Below are 20,409 nucleotides of genomic sequence, written 5' to 3' on the forward strand. Positions count from 1 at the left end.
GAGAGAAGAGGTGTCAGTGTGAAACGAACCGTTATTACCAGAACCGCCGCTGCCTGCCTGGCGGCAACTATTGCTTTGAACCCTGTTCTTTCCTGGTCCGGCTGGGTCGATGACTGGGTGCAGCAGAAAAGCTCCACTTCTCCCAGCTATTATGAAGGGTCAAAGCGTGGCTACTACACTGGCGGCAGTTTTTCTGCCAGATGGGCGAACACCGATGACCATCTGTTTACAGCCTCGCTGCCCAAATTGAAGTCTGGCTGCGGTGGGATCGACATGTTTCTCGGCGGCTTCTCGTTTCTGAATGTGGATTACCTGGTGCAGAAGCTCCAGAACATCCTGTCGGCAGCTCCGGCAGCAGCCTTTGATATTGCCCTGAAAACCCTGGCACCCCAGGTTGCCGACACCATCAAGAGTCTTGAAGCAATCACCGACCGATTGAACTCGTTGCAGATGAATGACTGCAAGGCGGCCAAGGCTCTAGTGGCTACTGCTGCCAGTCCGTTTTCGTCGGTCATGTCGGACAGTCTGAAGGCAGAGATGAAGACGGCCCAGACCGACTTCATGGTGTCGAGTGGAGCCAAGGATCTTTATCAGGATGTCAGCAAACTGTTCGAGAGCGAACAGAAGACCAATGCCGGTAACAAGCCTGGCGTTCCCGGAACGACCCAGTCCTCAGCCACCAGCGCCACTGCCGGGTGCCCGACAGAAGTCCTGCAGGTATTCGGTGATGGCTCGGTTCTGGAGAACCTGGCCGGCAAGAAAGGGATGAGCAGCGAATACGTCAAGCTGGTGCGCGGTTTCATTGGCGATGTAATCATCCAGAACCCGGCGACGACCGGAACGACCTACCAGGCCCAATACATTCCTCCGTGCGACAAGAACAACAGCTTCGACTCCTTCATCAGTGGCTCTGCCCAGGGACGGGATACCGCGGGGGCCTGTGCCGACATCACCGACGCCAACAAGAACCTGATGGTCTACGTGGCCGGCAAGATGCAGTCCATCGCCACCAAGATCAAATCGAAAACCGCGCTCACCGCCGACGAAGAAGCGTTTCTCAAAAGCACGCCGCTGTCAGTCGGCCTGATCCTCAAGAATGCCACAGCCACCAATACCGAGGGTGAAGTGATCGGTAAACTCGCAGAACTGACTGCCCGGGCCTACGGCTACTACATGCTGCTCGACCTGTTTAGCCGTGCAGTCCAGTTGCAGGAGATGGCCCGCAACATCATGTCTACCCAGAAGGGGAATAAAGCAGGGGCTTCGCCGGAGACCTGCCAATTGGCGCTTCTCGGCGAAGGCATGCAGCATATCCAGACTCTGGAGGAGAAGACACTGCAACTTCTGAGCGTTGCTCAGCAAAGTTACGCCAATGCGGCATCGGAGATCAACGCAGTGGAAATGATTGTTCAGAATATGAAGAAATTCGACGACACGGTGTTTTCGGAATTATCAGACCGGTTCGGCAAAGGAATCGCCATGAGGGCTACCGGCAGAATCTAACAACAATGAAAGGGAGGAATTATGGCAGACAAGAATACCAAGGCGGATAAGGGTAACAGTACCCCTCCGGCTTCCAAGAAAATCGACTGGCAGGCGAGAAAGCTGGAGAATGCGAAACGGGACGATACAAGTGTTGTTTTCTGTCGCGCTCGTGATACCGGCGACTTCATTAACATTCTCAACTCAAATGATAATCTCGTCTACCAGATGCGGATGAACATGGGGAGGAGGGAGTCCCTGACATTTGAGGTAGTGAAGAACTACATCGACCGGAGCCGGCGGATCAAGGAAGAACTCAACCTTATGAATGCCGAAATGTGCCAGTTGCTCGACTACACGTACAAGCCGCCCCGGGGATTCGATCACCCTCTCAAAAAGCAGGAGAAGCAGGCAGCCCCTGGGGTAGAAACCGGCAAGAAATGATTACTCTGTTTCAGTCGAACCGGGACGTTACCAAATGGGTCGTCCCGGGTGAATCCTCTTGACTTGTAAGAGGGATATCGATAGCGTTTCAGTATTATAGACTCTTTCAAGAGACTCCGTGCGGCCTTAGAGCCCCGGACAGACTTTTTCGGATAGCCCGAAGAAGAAATGACCCCGGCAGGGATGAACTACCTGGAAAGACAAGGCCGCAGTTGCCCCTTTCCGGATGACATCAGGAATGACTTATGTCTTCCTCGATCAGTCGTATGGGAAATACGACTTGAATCCAACCTGTAGGTGCGCCCATCAATGTAGCGCGTGCCTCAGATAACCAATAATCACGATGAACAGTGACCTGTTCTGGCAATGGCCGGAGTGGGTTTTTTGTTGTTCAAAATCCGCGACAAGCCTTGTAAGCGGCGGATATTTTCACCACATCCCGACCGGGAGACACTTTGTTCTCTCCCTACGGGACAGACCTCTGTCTCTTTACTTCGGGAAAACCAACAAGGAGGCAGTATGGCAAGTTTGAACCGCGTGGAACTCATCGGCAACCTGGGTCGTGATCCTGAAATCAGGTACACACCAGGAGGCACCGCTGTCGCAAGTTTTTCACTCGCGACCAGTGAAAAGGTAAAAACCAAAAGTGGCGAATGGGAGATCCGGACCGAGTGGCACAACATCGTCCTCTACGCACGTCTCGCAGAAGTAGCTGGCGAGTACCTGTCGAAAGGAAAAAGTGTTTATCTCGACGGCAAACTTAAGACCCGCAAATGGCAAGATCGGGACGGTAAAGATCGCTACACAACCGAGATCATCGGCGACAAGCTTCTTATGCTTGGTAGTAAAAATGGCAGCATTCCTGACGGGAGTGACGACCAGCCATCAAACAGCCAAACACATGAGGACATTCCGCACGATGACACCGATCCGTTCTAACAACCAGTAACCACAACTCAACAGTCCTACGGGGAGACATTACCAAATCCCCAAAGGGATTGGTCTGTCTTCTCTGTCTGACACAACCCACAGAAAAGGAGACAGACAGATGAACGCACCAGCTCAAATCATTCCCATCAGTCCCACCGCATCATCCCTCACTCACCACGCCGTCAACATCAGTGAACTGAAGGCCCAGGTAAACCTGATCCAGTACGTCATGCGTGACGTCATGAAATCAGGCGAGCACTACGGCACAATTCCCGGTTGCGGAGACAAAGCAGTTCTTCTCAAACCGGGCGCCGAAAAGCTCATGCTCACCTTCAGACTGGCTAACGACGTGGATGTGGAAACCATCGACCTTCATCTCGGCCATCGGGAGTATCGCATCAAGGTGACGCTCTACTCACCGGCAGGCCAGCGTCTCGGTACAGGTGTCGGTTCATGTTCGACCATGGAAAGCAAGTATCGTTTCCGTGTCGGTCCAGTTGAACTGACGAACAAGCCGGTACCGAGGGAGTACTGGGATCTTCGTAAGGAGAACCCGGCATTGGCACAGGAGATCATTGGTGGACGCGGCTTCAGCGCAAAAAAGGATGACAGCGGCAACTGGAAAATCGCCAGGCAGGGAGAAAAAGTCGAACACGACAATCCTGCCGATTTCTACAACGTGCGACTTGCTAAGTCGTGCAACTGATTGTTTTCCTTGTATCTACAAGAGAAAACCTGTTGTCCCATCAACAGTAACCTACCGATACATGCGCAGACGGTAACGACTGGGTATGAAGCTATCGGGACAATGTACCCCGCCTACAGGCAGGCCCTCGCCATGAGGAAGAGGCCGATATCTGCTAGTGTTATGCGGATTGGGGGCTAGGTTGAATGGTATGGTTAACAAATGTGAACCGCTGATAAACACCGTGAAGTCTGAACAAGCCAAAGACACTGTCAGGCTTGAGCCAAAATGGCAACGTAGCTGGATGCGTCTTTGTTGTATAGGCGCACATGGGCAATCAAGCTACCGGTGGATAGGCGGAACCTAACCCATTCTGTCAATTGCATGAAACAAGGTAAGCCCGTATCTCTCCTGTGTCCACACGAACAGGTAAGCCAATCGTAAGTGAGGCTGAATGGGGTGCGGGTAGAGGATGTCGGAAAAAGCGAATGCCGGGCTGTAATGGCAAGGATAGGGATTGAGCTAATGGCAACATTATCCCACGGGAAACCGGGCAGACTTCCGACGGGTCTTTCAACGCGAGAACATTTTCAGAACCTCTTGAAAGGAGGAAAGCAAATGGAAGTTTCAACCGATGCCACCAATGCGAAAACTTGTGCACCTCCTACGGATGTGAATTGGCACCAGATAAACTGGTCAAAAGCTCACTCAACCGTTAGGAGGCTGCAAACCCGTATCGCGAAGGCAACCAAGGAAGGCCGATGGGGGAAAGTGAAAGCTCTCCAGCATCTGCTGACCCACTCGTTCAGCGGCAAAGTATTAGCCGTCAAGCGGGTGACTGAAAATCAAGGTAAAAGGACGCCGGGAGTTGATAAAGAAACATGGTCAACACCGGAAACCAAATCAGAGGCCGTAAAGTCTCTCAGACAACGTGGATATAACCCGTTACCACTGAGACGGATTCACATCCCGAAAGCAAACGGCAAGAAACGCCCTCTCGGAATCCCGACGATGAAGGATAGAGCCATGCAAGCATTATATCTGCTGGCGCTTGAACCAATCGCCGAGACCAAAGCTGACAAGAATTCATATGGATTCAGACCAGAACGGTCATGTGCCGATGCAATCGAAGCCTGCTTCACAGCATTGGGCCAGAAAGCTTGCGCACAATGGGTACTCGAAGGCGATATTAAAGGATGCTTTGACAACATTAGTCATGAATGGATGATCGGCAATATCCCTATGGACAAAACGATTCTCCGTAAATGGCTAAAGGCCGGATTCATTGAGCACAACACCCTCTTTCCTACGGATGCCGGAACACCACAGGGAGGTATCATTTCCCCGGTTCTGGCAAACATGACCCTTGACGGACTGGAAAAACTGATCGAAGCACACTTCCCTTTCAGGCCGAAGAAAAACAACAAAATCAATGTGGTCCGATATGCTGACGACTTCATAATCACTGGGAAATCGAAAGAGATTCTGGAAAAAGAAGTCAAACCGCTTGTGGAGGAATTCCTGGCCATAAGAGGATTGGTACTCTCGGAAGAGAAAACCAAAATCACGCATATTGAGGAAGGCTTCGATTTCCTGGGGCAGAATGTCAGGAAATACGACGGCAAGCTGTTGATCAAACCGTCGAAGAAGAATGTCCATAAATTCCTTGAGGACATCAGGGAAACAATCAAAGCGAACAAGACAATAGCGCAAGCAGGCTTGATAGCAAAACTCAACCCAAAAATCAGGGGGTGGGCCAACTATCATAAAGGCGCTGTTGCCAAAAAGACCTTTCACTCGGTGGATCATCAGATTTGGAAAAACCTGTGGCGGTGGGTACGGCGCAGACATCCGAACAAGAGTCCCACATGGATTAAGGAAAAGTACTTTAGTCGTGTTGGGGATCGAAATTGGGTGTTCAATTGTAAGAACGGAGAATTCCAGCTTACAACTGCGAGTTCAGTTCCTATCAAACGCCATGTGAAGATTAAAGGAGAAGCAAATCCATTCGATCTCGAATGGGAAACCTATTTTGAACACCGATCTGGCTTCAAAATGGCGAATTCCATGACGGGGAGAAAGCAACTCCGGGCACTCTGGAGAAGCCAAAACGGCATATGCCCGATATGCAACCAGAAGATAACCGTGGAAACAGGGTGGGCAAACCATCACATACTATGGAAATCCAAAGGCGGCATGGACGGTAACTCCAACAGAGTACTTCTTCACACGAACTGCCACAACAAAGTCCATAACCAAAAATTGGATGTAAGGAAACCGGTTCCTGTGAAAAGGAACTTACGAAAGGCTTGAGCCGTATGAGGGGAAACTCTCACGTACGGTTCTTAGGGGGGAAAGAGACAGCAATGTTTCCGACCTACCCGACACCTGTCTGAAAATGGCTAAGAAACGCGGCTTAGTGGATGCAGTACTCACCTCAACCGCTGCCTCGGACATCTTCACCCAGGACATCGAGGAAGATCCTGACCTTTACGGACAGACGGAACACAACGGAGGAAACAGTGCCGGCAACACCAGCACTACTTCCGGTAATTCGCAGTCTGCCAGACCGGACAGCACCCCATCATCACACGGAGCCGAACCAGTTTCGACTTCGGAGATCATCGGGTATCTGACGGCTAAGGGAATCAGGATGGAACTCTCCGCAGATGAATCGGAGATCTCCGCCTTCCCAGACTTCAACGACACCTCAGCCCGCCAATGGCTGAAAGACCACGGCTTCAAATGGGACGGCAAGGGCAAATGCTGGCAGTACCGGTAGCGCCTGACGTTCCAGACTGAACCTCACTCACAACCTACCTCTGCAGGGAGACAACGACTTTCTCCCTACCGGGGGTGTCTTGTCTCCTCTGCCGGGTACAACCCACAGACAAGGAGACAAGATCATGACTACCCACATCATCAAACACGTAACAATCAAAGGCTGTCAGATACCGGTCTATGCGCCCGTTAAGGAGCGACAGATCAGCATCGATGTCACCAGAATCATTGCCGGCGTTATTTTCGGTTCCCTGCTCACCGCAGTCGGGACCCTGCCGTTTCTGATTTGAAAGGAGACAGCCATGAGCAAACTCGCTGCATTTCTGGGACGTGCTATTCCGACCCATCAAAAGAAACAATCATCACATCTTGGTGACCGAACTGTGTACGTCGGAGCCTCCGACATTGCTGGCTGCCCGCGTAAAGCGGCTCTCGGCAAACAATGCCCGTCCAGTCACGACATCTCGACACTCCTGCGCTTTTCCCGTGGCCATGCTGCGCAAGCCATGTATGCCGAGTTCTTCAAGACTGGCGGCGCCCTCTTCGAGGAAGAAGTCGAAGTACGTCACCCGGACATCCCTGAAATCAGGTGTCACATTGACTTTCTGTTCTATGCGAACCGGCAGACCAAAAGGCTGCACATCGTGGAGATGAAGTCGACCGATGGCATCCCCGATGAACCTTACGCATCCTGGGTGGATCAGCTGCACGTCCAGATGGGCCTGCTGCAACTCACCCTCGATCCGGAAGTGCAAATCGGCGGATCAATTCTAGTGGTTGACTTAAATGCTGGAACATACCGGGAATTCAATAACTATGCACCCAACAGGCTGGTGTTTAATCAGCTTATGGAAAAAGCTCAGCACATCCTATCGGCAACGCGAGGCGAGTGTGCACCTAGAACGGAACCAGGCATTCTCTGCGGTTATTGCACGTTTCGCCAGGATTGCCCTTCGCATGTGGTTGATATGGAACTTCCTCCGGAAATCCATCAAGCCAGCAAAGCATACCTGGAATTGAACGAGCAGAAAAAAGTTCTCGACACTCGTCTGGAAGTTCTGAAAAACGACATCCTCACTTTTGTGAATGGTGCGTATAAAGGGGCTTCGGACGGTATCCTTGTTAATGTCACATCAGTGTCAGACTCGGTAATCGTCGACAGCAAGAAGCTGAAAAACTCGTATCCGGATATCTATGATCAAGTCACGAAACCGAAGTCTGGCTTTCTGAAGCTTGAAATCAAACCATTCATGCCGCTCGCAGCACAGGCGGCCTGATCCAACCCCACAAGGGGGCGTTACGCTCCCCATGGGAAATCTCCATTCTTGGAGGCGTGCGCCCCCATTGAAAGGAGATTCCCGATGAAAATCTATCGTACCGGCACGTTGCCCCCTGACCTTAAATCCTTCTCCTGTGAGAAAAGGCATGAAGACCTGAAAGAGGTCCTGCATGCCATTGCCTCACTGTTGCTCATCGCGGCGATGCTTTTCATGTTCATGATTGCCGCAGCAGCGCCTGAACCGCAGGTTCATCCTGTGGGGTGGGAGGAGGTGCGCGGATGACGGAGCCAACCATTGCCATCTATACAGAAGAGGATACGGGCTCGACTGATGCCGTTGTGAATGAGGTCAATCTCTCGTTGCACGGAGCCAACCGGGTTCTGGAACGTGACATCCCTCTGGAAGCTCTCGAAGGTGTTCGTCATCTTCTGCCTCTCCTCAACACGAAACCACTCAAATTCAGGTACAAGGGGGTTTTCGTCGTGGCCCGCCTGGTAAATGGTTCACCAAGAATCATCACCGCCTGGCGCCTACTTCCCCCCTCGTAGATGTCTTAGTAGGACAGCGAAATTAACCATCACCCTTGGCGGAATGCATGTCATCTCCGCAAAGGAGAGGTATCCCGCCGTCAATACAAGGAGGCATCCATGAGTCCTAAAATTCCACGACCCAAGGCTGTTCCCGGCTTCACCATCGAACGCCGGTCTGCCTGCGGGAAAATTTACACTACCGTCACCCTGTCCCCGACAACAGCTGCACCAATGGAAGTCTTCATCCGCTTCGGCAAGGCCGGAGGTTGTGGTTCTGCCATGGCCGATGGTATCGCTCGCCTGGTCTCCTACGGTCTCCGTTCGGGACTGGAGCCAACCGATGCGTTCAAGGCTCTCACCGGCATAGGTTGTCATCTCGGGGCCAATACCTGCCTCAATTGCGTTGCCGAATCCATAGGCATCGTTTTGGAGCATCTGAAAACAGGGCGCGATCTCAACGACCTCATCGAGGAAGCTGACTTCGCAGCACTTAACCAAATCGGACAAGGAGCTGATCACCATGAAATATAGCATCAAGGACATATTCAATATTCCTGTGAAAGAGAGTCTCTGCGTGGAAGGTCGGCCTCAGTCCGACAACCCATTTATCCCTGAAGTTGACAGCGACTATGTGTTCAGGAAGGAAATCCTGTCGGATGTACTTTCCTGGTACATGATGGGCGCCAACGACGGCCTGTACCTGACCGGTCCTACCGGCAGTGGCAAGTCTTCGATCGTTTTGCAGACCGCCTCCCGGCTCAATATTCCGGTCATGGTCGTCACAGGGCACAGCAGACTCGAAACCCCGGAACTTGTGGGGCATCACGTAATCGTCAACAACTCGATGGAGTACGTCTACGGACCGCTCGCCATGGCCATGAAAGAAGGTCACTGGTTCCTGCTGGACGAGATCGACTTGCTCGATCCCGCTACTGCAGCAGGTTTGAACGGTATCGTCGAAGGAAGACCCCTCACCATTCCGGAAAAGGGTGGTGAAGTCATCAAGCCGGCACCGGGCTTTCGCTTCATTGCGACAGCCAACACCGCCGGCAGCGGTGATCGCTCAGGTCTCTATCAAGGGACCTTACGGCAGAACGGCGCATTTCTGGATCGTTTCTGGATGGTTGAAGTCGACTATCCTGACGAAGTCCAGGAAAGACAGATTCTGGCCAAAGCCATGCCCAGCCTGGCTGATACGGTCAGGGAAGCACTGGTATCCTACGCCAACGAAATCCGCAAACTCTTCATCAAAGGGGAAATAGAAGTCACTTTCTCCACCAGAACCCTCGTCAGATGGGCGAAGCTTGTGTATCTCTTCCGCCCGGCATCTGCTGAAGGGAAAAACCCGATCATCCATGCTCTTGATCGTGCTCTCGGGTACCGAGCAGAGCCGGAAAGCCGCGAGGCGTTGCACGAACTGGCGCAACGCGTCTTCGGCGGATAGGGGGTGCTACATGGCATTACGACAGCATCTCCACCTCCAGTGCAGCACTACAGCTGGCGGCAAGTTCTGGATCGCCCAGATTCATGACGATCCGCCACGGGTTACGGTCAACTGGGGGCCAACGCGAAGCCAGGGGCAGACGAAGTCTTATGACGTCAACTCAATGTCCGAGGCATTCACGTTTGTTTCCAAGAAGAAGAAGGAAAAGCTGGCCAAAGGGTACTACGAAGTTGCCTCATCGCCGCCTCGTGAACCTGTCCAGCCAACACCACGTAAACAGACCGACAAAACAATCATGAAGGATCTCATGTCCGGTGCAAACACCAAGGACTGGTTCTTCTAACGCCCTACAGGGGAGGCCTTCTCCCTGTTGGGGGCCTCCCTTGATCACACCATCATACTGATCAAAGGAGAATGAACATGAACGAAATACTTTCAAAGCTGGTAGTTGTGTCCCTGTCCATTTCACTCTGGACTGGCCGGAAGAAACTCTCGCCGGAAGACCTTGGACTCGACTTTTCCAAACTCCCTCCCGAAAAACTGGCCACTCTCGGTAGCAAGAAGATCTGCGACCCTGAGAAACTTGCCGTATTCAGCGCCCTGAAGCGTCGTGCCGAACGGCAGTGTGAAGCGGTAGGAGTCAGATTCCTCGGTGGCTATGCCATACCGGAGGATAAGGCCGACGAGGTGATGAAGATCCTCGACGGTGTTCGGGATGAGTTCGAGAAGGAGAAACAGGAATTTCTGTCGGAATACGACCGCAGTTTGAGGGAATGGATTGATGCGAACCCCGAATGGGCGGCCATCATCGAAAAGGGCGTAGAACCAGCGTCAACAGCGGCACGCCGTCTGGGCTTCGCAGTCCAGGCGTTCAAGGTCAAGAACATCGACGGACTGGACAAGGGGCTGAACGAACATGCCAGTACCCTGTCAGAACGGCTGATCTTTGAAATCAATCAACAAGCCAGGCAAGCCTGGGAGGAGTCGTACAAGGGACGCCCTTCCGTAACCCGGAAAGCGCTACGCCCGATCAAGTCCATGCTCGACAAACTGCGTGGCCTTGAGTTCCTTTCTCCCTACCTGCTTACTCTGGCTGTTCAGATTGAAGAAGTACTGGCCTCATTGCCAAAGAGCGGTCCCATTGAAGGACGGAATCTCACCTCACTTATCGGGATATTGCATGTCCTCGGCGATTTGCCGCTGGATGAAGTCCCGGCAGAGGAAGAAGAGGATGTTGTTGAAAACATCCTTCCCGAAACCAGAACCGCTGAGCCGGTAAGCCTGCCCAGCGAATGGTTCTTTTAGGAGGCCGCCATGAAACACACCACACTGCCCCTGGTTGCCAAGGCACTCGGGGAGAAATACGACATACAGGTACAGATCTCCGGCGACCAGGCGTACACCAACGGACGGATTATCAATCTTCCGTCCCTGCCGGACAGCAAAGAGGCGGCACTGCTTGCCCGTGGCTATATTGACCACGAGAGCGCCCACATCCGATTCACGGATTTCAGCGTTAAAAGTAGTACCTCCATGCTTAAATGCCTGACAAACATTCTTGAAGACATCCGTATCGAGAAGATGATGGGAGCGAAGTATCCCGGGTGCCGGTCGAATCTGAAAGATCTGGCCGAGCACCTGAAGCAACAGGGGAGTTTCACACCGTCACTTCAAGACCCACCGCAGACTCTACTGGCATGGCTATGCGCCAGGGGGCGGCTGACCTTGAATCAGGACTTCAGTGACATCCTTGCCATGACCAGCAGTACGGTCAACGGGTTTCTCGGCACCGGATACAAAAAGTTGCTGGACCTGACCGAGAGAATTCCGAATCTCGTCTCCACCAGGGACTCACAATCCATGGCGGAGGAGATCCTGCGGTTGATCCGTGATGAAAAACAGCAACAAGAGCAGGAACGGAAACGTCAGCAAGACCAGAAGACGAAAACCACCTGCAACTCTGATGGGTCAAAACCTGATGGCAGTTCCAATGATCAGGAAGAAGACAATCAGACATCCGGCACTGACCAGCAGTCAGGAAAACCGAAACAGGATACCGATGATTCATCACCCGATGGTGATAGCACCGGTACTGCAGCATGCAAAGACTCTCAGTCCCAAGCTGTAGCCAATCCATCGCCTTCTGTTCCAGAGAGTGGTTCCGGTGGGCAATTGGATGGTAATCCCGAGGCTCTTCAGGAAATGCTCGATTGTGATCCTGGCGGGTTTGGCGATGTCGGTGAAATTCTCAAACATGAACTGATAACAGAGGGTGAAACAGTCGGCAATCGGGGTGGCGTTCTGCTTCCACCGGAGGCCTCTCTGCGCACCTTTCCCATCGATATCCATGAAACCAGAAGACATACGGCGCTGCTCAGAGCCCGGCTTAGCGGATTAATCCAGGCAAGCCGGCTGAGGAGACGTCATGCACGCCGCACCGGTAGCAAGATAGATAACCGGGTGGTGCATCGTCTTGCATTAAACGACACCAGGCTGTTTCTGCACCAAGAGGAGAAAACGGAGGTCAATACCGCCATCATGATCCTCGTGGACAGGAGTGGGAGCATGCAACACCAGAAAATCGAGGTTGCCTCTAAAACTGCATATGTTGTGGCAGAGGCCCTTGATTCAATCCCTGGATGTTTTGCTGCCGTTGCTGCGTTTCCAGTTGGCAACAGCGATGGAGTAGCACCTTTGGTGCGGTTTGGAGAGCGTCCCTGCTCGTCTAAATTCGGGATGTCGGCAGGCGGTGGCACACCTTTGGCTCAGGCACTGTACTGGGCTGGAGTGGAATTGCTCAAAAGGGAGGAGCCCAGGAAAATTCTGCTCAGTGTAACTGATGGCGAGCCTGATGACCTGCGAACCACCAAAAGAGCAATCCGGTGGTTGTTGGAGCAAGGTATCGAGCCCATGGGGCTTGGTATCTGCGAGGAGTCGGTACGAACGATCTTCCCGACCTACGGCGTCGTATATAGCGTCGAGGAACTACCACCTGCGCTTTTCGGTATGCTTCAGGATAAACTCACAAAGTAATCATTTCATGATCACACCCCGACGGGGAATGCCATTCCCCACAGGGAGATGTGCGTTCTCCGTCGGTATTACACGAGGAGAACCTATGAAAATTACCATCTCAAACGACAAGGCGTCGGCAACGGTCATCTGCCGGGATCTGTTCCTGGACGATTCTGTACCCGGCGCTCGCAATCTCTTCTATCTCACCGCCTACGGCCCCACTCAGGAGATCCGGGCATTCGCCCAGATTCTTGCCATGAAGGGGTCACTTGAGTGCCACGGTAAAGAAGACAGATCAATCAACATCTGGAGCAACCATCCCCTGCGGGTCATACCGAAGATGGGCGAAGGGTATTCGGGGGCATACATCACGCCGTCGTCCGACTCGTCGTTTCTGATCGGCACCTCGAAGGCGGATTGCTACCAGGTCTTTACCAGGATTCTCGATCAACGGGAGTTTGTCCATCGCGATTGGTACGAGGCGCTGTTCAACGAAGTATCCACGGAAATAGAGCCTCTTGTGGGAATCAAGCGGTGCTGGAAATTCCGGGCCCACGAACTCAAGTCGGAGATAGTCAACCGGCTCAAGTACGGCGGTCTCAAGATGCCTCCAGCAACAGCGCATTTCACCATTGAGAAGGAGGAACACCATGCGTTACCCAATTGAACGGGTTTCGGACAACTGGGAACGCCGGATTGTCAAAAACGGCTACATTCAGCACCGTGAAGTCTATCGTCACGGTACTCATGGAGAGTGGCAGTTTTGCATATCCGGCTTCGGACCAACGGTGGAAGGCGGAACGGGACGCTGTACAGTCCTTATGGAAGGCGGCAGCTATGACCATTTCGTTCCCATCGATGCCGACAACCGCATCAAGATCAATGGCCGCTGGTATGACCGGCGCTATTGGGATCACTGAGACGAAGAAACAATAATTTCTATCCCTCTGCGGGTAGGCGGTTTTAACCTCCTCCCCGAACGGCGAGGGTGTTATCTCCGCCTGCCCCCTGTTACCAAGGAGACAGGCATGGAACTTACCACTACCATCAACAGCTCGTTTTCCCGCACCCGGGGGAATGAACTGAACAAGGGGTACTACCCGACCTTTCCATCAGACGCTCAGACGGTACTCCGTATTCTGGAACCGTCATTCGGTTGGAAAAGCCGGCGCTACAATGCCCTGAAAACCATTTCAGTCCTTGACCCCTGTGCGGGTTCAGGCGAATTCCTGACCACAGTGACCCGCTGGCTCAAGCGACGCTACGCCGCCTCCAACGGTTCACCTCACGAAATCCTTTCATATGCCGTTGAACTGGACGCCGGCAGGTTTGACAGGATTCACGGGACAACCCAGAAGCTCAACTCATCGTTCTTCGACGTGGAGCTTTCCGGCAAGTTCAATCTGATCCTGCTGAATCCACCTTACAACAAGGCCGCCGGCAACGAACTGATCACCTGGATGGAAAAGACAGCACCTCTGCTGTCTTATGAAGGAGTGATGGTCCTCATCATTCCCGAGTATGAACTGAAAGGGAGGCTGCTGGACATTATCCAGGGGACGTTCCCGTTTGCCTACGCCTTCCAGAGCGAGGAATACGCCCGCTTCAAGCAGGTGGTCGTGTTTCTGGCAAAGAACCAGGACAACAGCAGCGAAATCTATCATCAGTATGTACGTTATCAGAGTTGGCCCGCTGCCAACCTGGGGGATGGAGCGGTGCGGGGGAAGTACACCGTGCCGGGCAAACGCCAGACTCTTTCACTTAGCGGCAGTAATGGCAGCAACCGCCCGCTCATGACGGCCCGCGACCTCACGGAGTTCTACCGGGAGTGCGAGGACCGGCTCGACAAGTCGGCAGTCATGGTGCTGGACCGGCAATATCCGTCGTCCTACGACACCAGCATCCAGCCTGTATCAACTCTGCGAACGGCACACGCCGTCCAACTTGCAGCCATGAACAGCCAGATAGAATCCGTCACCATCAACGGCGACTTCTTCCTGGCCAAATTCATGGTCATCACCAAAACCGAGACCTTCAAAGATCCGGAGAACAACTGCGAGACGATGGTCTGCAAGCCCACCGTCGAAGCATTTCTGATGGACCGCCATGGGTACGTGAAACCGGCCCGGGAACATGGGTTCGACTACTACGAACTCAACAGCCGTCTTTCATCGGTACTTCTGCAGAAACTCTCGCGGCTCTACCAGCCCCTCCATGAAATCGGCCAGGACGAAACATTCCTGGTTGATGAACTTCAGGGGATCGGTCTGCTCCCACCACAACGGGAAGCAGTCAAGGCAGTCATCAAGGCTTACCGCTCAGGACGCCGGGGCATTGGTATTCGTGCCAATACCGGCACCGGGAAAACCTGGATGGCGAAAGCGGTCAAGTACCTGACCTGTGCGAAACGTACGGTGATGGTATCGGAACCGCAGCTCATCCCCCAGTTGGCAAAGGAATACGCCAACGAGGGGTTCAATGTGCATGTCATCGATTCCTGGGAATCCCTGAAGGAACTTTCTGCAACCAGGCCGCATGGTCTCTACCTGATCGCCTACACGCGGCTCCGCATGCACCCGAAATACCGGCTTTGCATCAAGAGTCGCAAAACCATCGTCAAGAAGGATGGCCACAGTTCCGTGGAATACACGGAAGTCTGCCCATCATGCCGTTCGCCTCTGTCAGAGAAGATCCGCAAGGGTGACAAACCCAAGTGCTCGTACTGCGGCGAACCACTCTTTACCTATATCCCGGAAAATGACCGACCTGTCATGACCTATCGTCGCTGGATCAGCGAGATCGAGAACAACGGCACCGCCACGGAAGCCCGGACGCACAACAAGCAGCTTCCGTACATCCGGCTCTTGAAGAGAATACCGTTCGACCTCGCCATCTTCGACGAAGCCCATAACGCTGCCAACCTGATGAGTAACCAGGGGACCGCGTTCATCCGGCTTGCGGCAACCTCCAAAAAGGTTCTCGCCCTCACCGCCACCGTGACCAACGGCATGGCAAAATCCATCTACAACATCCTGTGGGGCTTGAATCCAATGCAAATGCGGAGTGCCGGCTGGGAGATGAAGTCGGCCACTGATTTCCAGACGAAATACGGAGCGTTCAAGACCGTCAGGAAAACCGATGAGAAAAACCGTCACCGTGAATCGGAGCGTGTCACTACCTACGACACGGCTGGTATATCACCGGCAGCCCTTATCTTTACGATTCCCAATTTCGTCAATGTGGACAGTGACGACTTCGACGACCTGCCTCCTGTGGAACGGGAAGTCATCAAGTGTCAATCACACGCCCTGGTGGAAACCTGCCACCGGAGCATCGAAAACATCATCGACAAGGCAGACCTGCCGCCGGAAGACCTCCTGGCAGCTGCAGCCGTCCGCAATGCCGCGTTCCTGCGCGTAAGCGATACGTTCCGGCATTACAACGACGAACTGAAACTGCGGGATATTCCGCTTGGCACGCTGCACCGGCTGTCGCTTCCCGACGGGGAGCTGCTGCTGGAAAAAGAAGAAAAACTGATCAGTATCGCCCAGGGGGTGATCGACAGGGGAGAGCGTCTGCTGGTTTATACAGGCAATACGCAGAAGATCGACATGCGCCCCGTCTTGAAACGCATCCTTCGGGATAACGTGCAGGGCGCCAGCATTGAGATCCTGCCCGACTCGGTTGCTCCAGAAAAGCTGGTCGGCTGGTTCGAGCAGGTAACGGCTCAGGTCGTTGTTGTCTCGTTCCACCGCGTCGCCACGGGTCTCAACCTATCCCAGTTCAATAACCTCGTCTGGTACGACTACACGTCCAACACCAGACTGGCAGAACAGGGAGACGGTAGAATCCGTCGTGTCAATACCGCTGACATCCACCGGGCCCAGTTCGGGGAAGTTCGTCCCGTTCGTTACTGGTATCTCACCTCTTCGGAAGTCCAGGCACTGCAGCTTGCCTACACCCTGGAGAAGAGGATGGTCGCCAAGCTGGCGGAAGGGGAAACACCTGACATCGACCCGGCTGAATGCAGCAGCAGCCAGTCGTTTTCATCGTGCGCCAGGCATGGCGCGTGGCGCGTAAGCGCCATCCAATCAACTGTGGTGGTTGATTGGTGACTTGGAGGTGTAAGTCCTCTTCGGACCCTGATGGTGGGAACCGATAGCCGGACGGCAAGGGTGTCCGTCGCGAGACGGAATCTGAAGGAAGCCGCAGGCAAAGTCCTGGCTCGACGGACAGGAATCGCATATGAGGCAGTCACATCCGGGCGAGAAGGCGATTTTCTTCAAAGCCCGATAACCATTCAGGAGGATGTGGCTGTAGATGCGGCGGGTGTATGGGATGAAGGTCACGCGAATTACCCTGGGAGCTCTGTCAACTTGCCTTGTGCTACCGGCGTCGAGAGTCGTCGGGATGGGTTGTCAGAAGTCAGCAGAGGCCATAGTAGTCGGACTAACCTACCGATAAAGGGCCGAACATGAAGTAAACGGACAGGAGCCTTGAATTTCGATGATGACAGGAGCAGCAGAAGACCGGGTTGAGATGCTCGGTGCCATCCCGGAGGGTAGCGGTCAGAAACCGCGAGTGGCCGGGAATGGTGCGGCAAACGTCACGGGAAGGAAAGCAACTCACTGGCCGGAAGCGGCAACGGGACTGATGGAGAAGATCATCAGTCGCGGCAACATGATGGCGGCATACTCCCGTGTAGTATCCAACAAAGGCGCGCCCGGTATCGATGAGATGCCGGTAACTGCCCTGAAAGGCTACCTACAAGAAGAATGGCCGCGCATCAAAGAAGAACTGCTGGCGGGAACATACCACCCGCAACCGGTGCGGAAAGTAGAAATTCCCAAACCGGGAGGCGGCACACGGATGCTGGGAATCCCCACCGTTCGCGACCGACTCATTCAGCAGGCAGTGCAGCAGGTTCTAAACCCGCTGTTCGATCCTGGTTTCTCTGAAAGCTCCTACGGGTTTCGTCCCAAGAGGAGCGCCCATCAAGCGGTCAAAGCTGCACAGAAGCATGTAGCGAATGACCTCAGATGGGTGGTTGACATCGACCTGGAGAAATTCTTTGACCGAGTCCACCACGACACTCTGATGTCGCTGGTGAAACGTAAGGTTGGAGACAAACAGGTACTGTCTCTTATCGACAGCTACCTCAAGGCAGGAATACTCGAAGGAGGATTAACAACAGCACGAACAGAAGGCACGCCGCAAGGCGGTCCGCTCTCTCCGCTGTTGTCCAACATCCTCCTCGACGAACTGGACAAGGAACTGGAAGGAAGGGGCCACAGCTTCTGTCGCTACGCCGATGACTGCAACATCTACGTTGCCACGCGGAAAAGCGGAGAAAGAGTCATGGTCTCTATCACCAGCTACCTGTCCGAGCGGCTCAAGCTCACGGTCAACCAAGCCAAAAGCGCGGTTGATCGTCCGTGGAAAAGATCGTTTCTGAGCTACAGCATGACCTGGCACAAGAAACCACGACTTACCGTGGCCGCGAAAGCGGTTGCCAGACTCAAGTCAAACCTCAAAACGATCTTCAGGCGGGGTAAGGGTAGGAACATCCGGACCACAGTCGAAGAGATGACCCCGAAACTGAGAGGGTGGATAAATTACTTTCGCCATGCGGAAGTGAAAGGGATCTTCGAAGAACTGGACGGCTGGCTGAGGCGGAAACTGCGTCGCATTCTTTGGAAACAGTGGAAGCGCCCCTACACGAGAGCAAAGAACCTGATGCGCCGGGGAATATCGGAAGCCACGGCATGGCGTTCGGCCACAAACGGCCGAGGCCCCTGGTGGAATGCAGGGGCCTCGCACATGAACAAAGCTGTTCCGAAATCCTACTTCGATAAACTGGGATTGGTATCACTCATGAACCAGCACCACCGACTTCAACACACTTCATGAACCGCCGTGTACGGAACCGTACGCACGGTGGTGTGGGAGGACGGCGGGGGCAACCCCGCCTCCTACCCGATCCTGATGACAAAAGCGCTCAAGGAGGGGAACTTTAACTACACGGACCCGTCGTCCCTGTTGAAGAAGATGACCCAGCACGAGAATGCCCGAGTCAGGGGGGACAACAAAGCAACGACACCGATCAAGAATAACATCATCCAACTGCCGGTCATCAGACCGGAACCTGCTCCAACTCCACCATCCATTTCCGTCATCCATTGTGAAGGCGGCAGAGAGGTCTCTCGGGACTTGCCATTCGGCATGTACCAGACCTTGCTGGATTCTGGAGCCCTGGAGTTCACCCTGTTCGGTGTCTATCTGCGTTCACCCGCACCACTGCGGAAACGCGCTTAGAACATACATCACTACCCTCGCGGGGATCGATTCCCCGCCGGGGTGATCGGTCTCCGCATACAACAAGGAGACTGTAATGACAGACACAATCACAGGAAAACGCATCATCATTCCCGTTCACGACAACAGCGAGTTCTTCTCTGACAACGCTGACTACGCCGTCATCGATCTTGATGCCACACTCATCGAGCGGATCAAGAAACTTGCGGTGGTTGTAAGGCAGATGAAAGCCTACAAAATCAGCGAATTCAACCATGCCTGTGACTTCATGGCGGCTGACTGGGATGCCGAGCTGGACAACGGCAAGGTAGCCCTGAAGGAATTCGAGGGACGGATGGAGTGCAATACTCTGAACGTCACCGACAGTGATTTCTTCTGGTCGGGCTATTACAAACATACTGATGTTCGGTGGGAAACCGACACGGTGCTGCTTGTAGTGCTCGACGAGCCAGGCATCCATGATGAACGGGAAACTTGCACAGATGTGACCGGTCAAGGTGAATCACCATGAGAGGGAAAGATCTGAGTTCTCTTGAGTGGCAACCCGTCAATGACCCCGCTGGCATGACCGCCTATGAAGCCTTTGATGCAAAAGGCCGCGGTTACTACCTGGTACGGAACAAGCACAAACCGGAGATGATGTTCGTCATCAGCGACGGTTTCACGGTTCCTCCCGGGTGGTACACCGACAAGGGCGGCTCTATCAGAAGAGTTTCCTGACAATTAATCGCCAACCCCATCGGGGAGATACGTCTCCCTCCGGGGTTTCTGTCTCCCCGCACCATCAAACAGAGGAGACAGACCATGGCAGACTACATGAATCAATCAGTATTCCAACCTTCCATTCCCAAACACCTGATCAACGACGAGGACCGACGCATTATCGAGGCGTTCAGCATCACCTTTGAATCCGACGGCGAGGACAAGTTCTACCTCTACGCGGATGAATGGTGTTGTAACGGCTACCTCGATTCCGAGGAACCCGATGGTGAGGAGATCGAACTCAGTGAGGACGATCTTTTCAGCAGGCTCCAGGAGATCATTCGCCGTTCCAACGGTGAACTTCCCTGGATCTCCAAGGAAAGCGCCTATACCTGTTCGCGGATGAGACCGGATGGCTTCGGCGGCGGAGCAGTATTTATCACCGCTGATGACATCCAGTACAGCTTTACCGGCCAATGGCTGGAACAGCGGATCAGCGAAACAGAAACCGGCGATATCGGCCCTCAGACGGAAGATCCACCTCCGTCCAAACCGATTGTCGGCGTGGTCCTCGAAGGCGGTCTGGTGCAGAGCATTGTCAGCAATGCACCGGAGCAGATTCCGGAAATGGACGTGATTATTCTCGACTACGATGTCGAGGGGTTCGAGAAAGAATGTCTCCTCAAGGTTCCCCAGAGCAGCGGCGAAATTGCCCATGCCGTAGGACACATCGAGAAGATTACCGAGTCCGGAATCGATCTGGGAATGGTTCTCAATCAAATGAACGTAAGGGGGTGGTGA

Annotated in this window: 23 protein-coding genes; all 23 read left to right on the forward strand. The window is 53.6% G+C overall.

Annotated elements, in window-relative coordinates:
* The first annotated feature begins 18 nt into the window (after positions 1 to 18).
* The 23 genes from ACOCF6_RS13265 to ACOCF6_RS13375 all read left to right on the forward strand — a co-directional run bounded on the left by ACOCF6_RS13265 (position 19) and on the right by ACOCF6_RS13375 (position 20,409).
* Positions 19 to 1,503, forward strand: coding sequence for a conjugal transfer protein TraH (locus tag ACOCF6_RS13265; RefSeq protein WP_482460816.1), 1,485 nt, complete (start codon positions 19 to 21; stop codon positions 1,501 to 1,503).
* A gap of 21 nt (positions 1,504 to 1,524) precedes the next feature.
* Positions 1,525 to 1,926: a hypothetical protein gene (locus ACOCF6_RS13270; protein WP_482460817.1), complete on the forward strand. Its 402-nt coding sequence runs from the start codon at positions 1,525 to 1,527 to the stop codon at positions 1,924 to 1,926.
* 519 nt (positions 1,927 to 2,445) lie between these two features.
* Positions 2,446 to 2,865 carry a single-stranded DNA-binding protein gene (locus ACOCF6_RS13275; RefSeq protein ID WP_482460818.1) on the forward strand — a complete coding sequence of 140 codons (420 nt, stop codon included), beginning with the start codon at positions 2,446 to 2,448 and terminating at the stop codon, positions 2,863 to 2,865.
* Between the two features lie 109 nt (positions 2,866 to 2,974).
* Positions 2,975 to 3,562, forward strand: coding sequence for a hypothetical protein (locus ACOCF6_RS13280; RefSeq protein WP_482460819.1), 588 nt, complete (start codon positions 2,975 to 2,977; stop codon positions 3,560 to 3,562).
* A gap of 597 nt (positions 3,563 to 4,159) precedes the next feature.
* A complete protein-coding gene (ltrA, locus tag ACOCF6_RS13285) occupies positions 4,160 to 5,854 on the forward strand; it encodes a group II intron reverse transcriptase/maturase (protein ID WP_482460820.1) in 1,695 nt (564 codons plus the stop codon).
* An 85-nt stretch (positions 5,855 to 5,939) separates the two neighbouring features.
* Positions 5,940 to 6,323 (forward strand): hypothetical protein, encoded by a 384-nt coding sequence (locus ACOCF6_RS13290; RefSeq protein WP_482460821.1) that lies wholly within the window; start codon positions 5,940 to 5,942, stop codon positions 6,321 to 6,323.
* A gap of 124 nt (positions 6,324 to 6,447) precedes the next feature.
* Entirely contained in the window at positions 6,448 to 6,612 is a 165-nt protein-coding gene (locus tag ACOCF6_RS13295) for a hypothetical protein (protein WP_011734152.1), read from the forward strand.
* Positions 6,613 to 6,624: 12 nt separating this feature from the next.
* Positions 6,625 to 7,599 (forward strand): hypothetical protein, encoded by a 975-nt coding sequence (locus tag ACOCF6_RS13300; RefSeq protein ID WP_482460822.1) that lies wholly within the window; start codon positions 6,625 to 6,627, stop codon positions 7,597 to 7,599.
* 84 nt (positions 7,600 to 7,683) lie between these two features.
* On the forward strand, positions 7,684 to 7,884 hold the full coding sequence (locus tag ACOCF6_RS13305; RefSeq protein WP_482460823.1) for a hypothetical protein: 201 nt from the start codon (positions 7,684 to 7,686) through the stop codon (positions 7,882 to 7,884).
* On the forward strand, positions 7,881 to 8,150 hold the full coding sequence (locus ACOCF6_RS13310) for a hypothetical protein (RefSeq protein WP_078788934.1): 270 nt from the start codon (positions 7,881 to 7,883) through the stop codon (positions 8,148 to 8,150). The genes ACOCF6_RS13305 and ACOCF6_RS13310 overlap by 4 nt, the downstream gene beginning before the upstream one ends.
* A 99-nt stretch (positions 8,151 to 8,249) precedes the next feature.
* Positions 8,250 to 8,663: a TSCPD domain-containing protein gene (locus ACOCF6_RS13315; protein ID WP_173201714.1), complete on the forward strand. Its 414-nt coding sequence runs from the start codon at positions 8,250 to 8,252 to the stop codon at positions 8,661 to 8,663.
* The gene (locus ACOCF6_RS13320; protein ID WP_482460824.1) at positions 8,653 to 9,576 is read left to right on the forward strand and encodes an AAA family ATPase; all 924 of its coding nucleotides are present in this window, start codon (positions 8,653 to 8,655) and stop codon (positions 9,574 to 9,576) included. Before ACOCF6_RS13315 ends, ACOCF6_RS13320 begins: the two co-directional genes overlap by 11 nt.
* Positions 9,577 to 9,586: 10 nt before the next feature.
* Positions 9,587 to 9,919: a WGR domain-containing protein gene (locus tag ACOCF6_RS13325; RefSeq protein ID WP_482460825.1), complete on the forward strand. Its 333-nt coding sequence runs from the start codon at positions 9,587 to 9,589 to the stop codon at positions 9,917 to 9,919.
* Positions 9,920 to 9,996: 77 nt separating this feature from the next.
* On the forward strand, positions 9,997 to 10,881 hold the full coding sequence (locus ACOCF6_RS13330; protein WP_482460826.1) for a DUF3150 domain-containing protein: 885 nt from the start codon (positions 9,997 to 9,999) through the stop codon (positions 10,879 to 10,881).
* Positions 10,882 to 10,890: 9 nt separating this feature from the next.
* Entirely contained in the window at positions 10,891 to 12,609 is a 1,719-nt protein-coding gene (locus ACOCF6_RS13335) for a cobaltochelatase CobT-related protein (RefSeq protein ID WP_482460827.1), read from the forward strand.
* 85 nt (positions 12,610 to 12,694) lie between these two features.
* The gene (locus tag ACOCF6_RS13340; RefSeq protein WP_482460828.1) at positions 12,695 to 13,258 is read left to right on the forward strand and encodes a hypothetical protein; all 564 of its coding nucleotides are present in this window, start codon (positions 12,695 to 12,697) and stop codon (positions 13,256 to 13,258) included.
* The gene (locus ACOCF6_RS13345) at positions 13,242 to 13,511 is read left to right on the forward strand and encodes a hypothetical protein (RefSeq protein ID WP_482460829.1); all 270 of its coding nucleotides are present in this window, start codon (positions 13,242 to 13,244) and stop codon (positions 13,509 to 13,511) included. The genes ACOCF6_RS13340 and ACOCF6_RS13345 overlap by 17 nt, the downstream gene beginning before the upstream one ends.
* A gap of 27 nt (positions 13,512 to 13,538) precedes the next feature.
* Positions 13,539 to 16,706: a DUF6094 domain-containing protein gene (locus ACOCF6_RS13350; RefSeq protein WP_482463358.1), complete on the forward strand. Its 3,168-nt coding sequence runs from the start codon at positions 13,539 to 13,541 to the stop codon at positions 16,704 to 16,706.
* A gap of 391 nt (positions 16,707 to 17,097) precedes the next feature.
* On the forward strand, positions 17,098 to 18,501 hold the full coding sequence (ltrA, locus tag ACOCF6_RS13355) for a group II intron reverse transcriptase/maturase (RefSeq protein WP_482460830.1): 1,404 nt from the start codon (positions 17,098 to 17,100) through the stop codon (positions 18,499 to 18,501).
* Between the two features lie 6 nt (positions 18,502 to 18,507).
* Positions 18,508 to 18,906 (forward strand): hypothetical protein, encoded by a 399-nt coding sequence (locus tag ACOCF6_RS13360; RefSeq protein WP_482460831.1) that lies wholly within the window; start codon positions 18,508 to 18,510, stop codon positions 18,904 to 18,906.
* Between the two features lie 76 nt (positions 18,907 to 18,982).
* Positions 18,983 to 19,417, forward strand: a complete 435-nt coding sequence (locus tag ACOCF6_RS13365; RefSeq protein ID WP_482460832.1) for a hypothetical protein — start codon at positions 18,983 to 18,985, stop codon at positions 19,415 to 19,417.
* Entirely contained in the window at positions 19,414 to 19,626 is a 213-nt protein-coding gene (locus ACOCF6_RS13370; RefSeq protein WP_482460833.1) for a hypothetical protein, read from the forward strand. Before ACOCF6_RS13365 ends, ACOCF6_RS13370 begins: the two co-directional genes overlap by 4 nt.
* A gap of 84 nt (positions 19,627 to 19,710) precedes the next feature.
* Positions 19,711 to 20,409, forward strand: coding sequence for a hypothetical protein (locus ACOCF6_RS13375; protein WP_482460834.1), 699 nt, complete (start codon positions 19,711 to 19,713; stop codon positions 20,407 to 20,409).

It is taken from the genome of Geobacter psychrophilus, assembly GCF_056821595.1.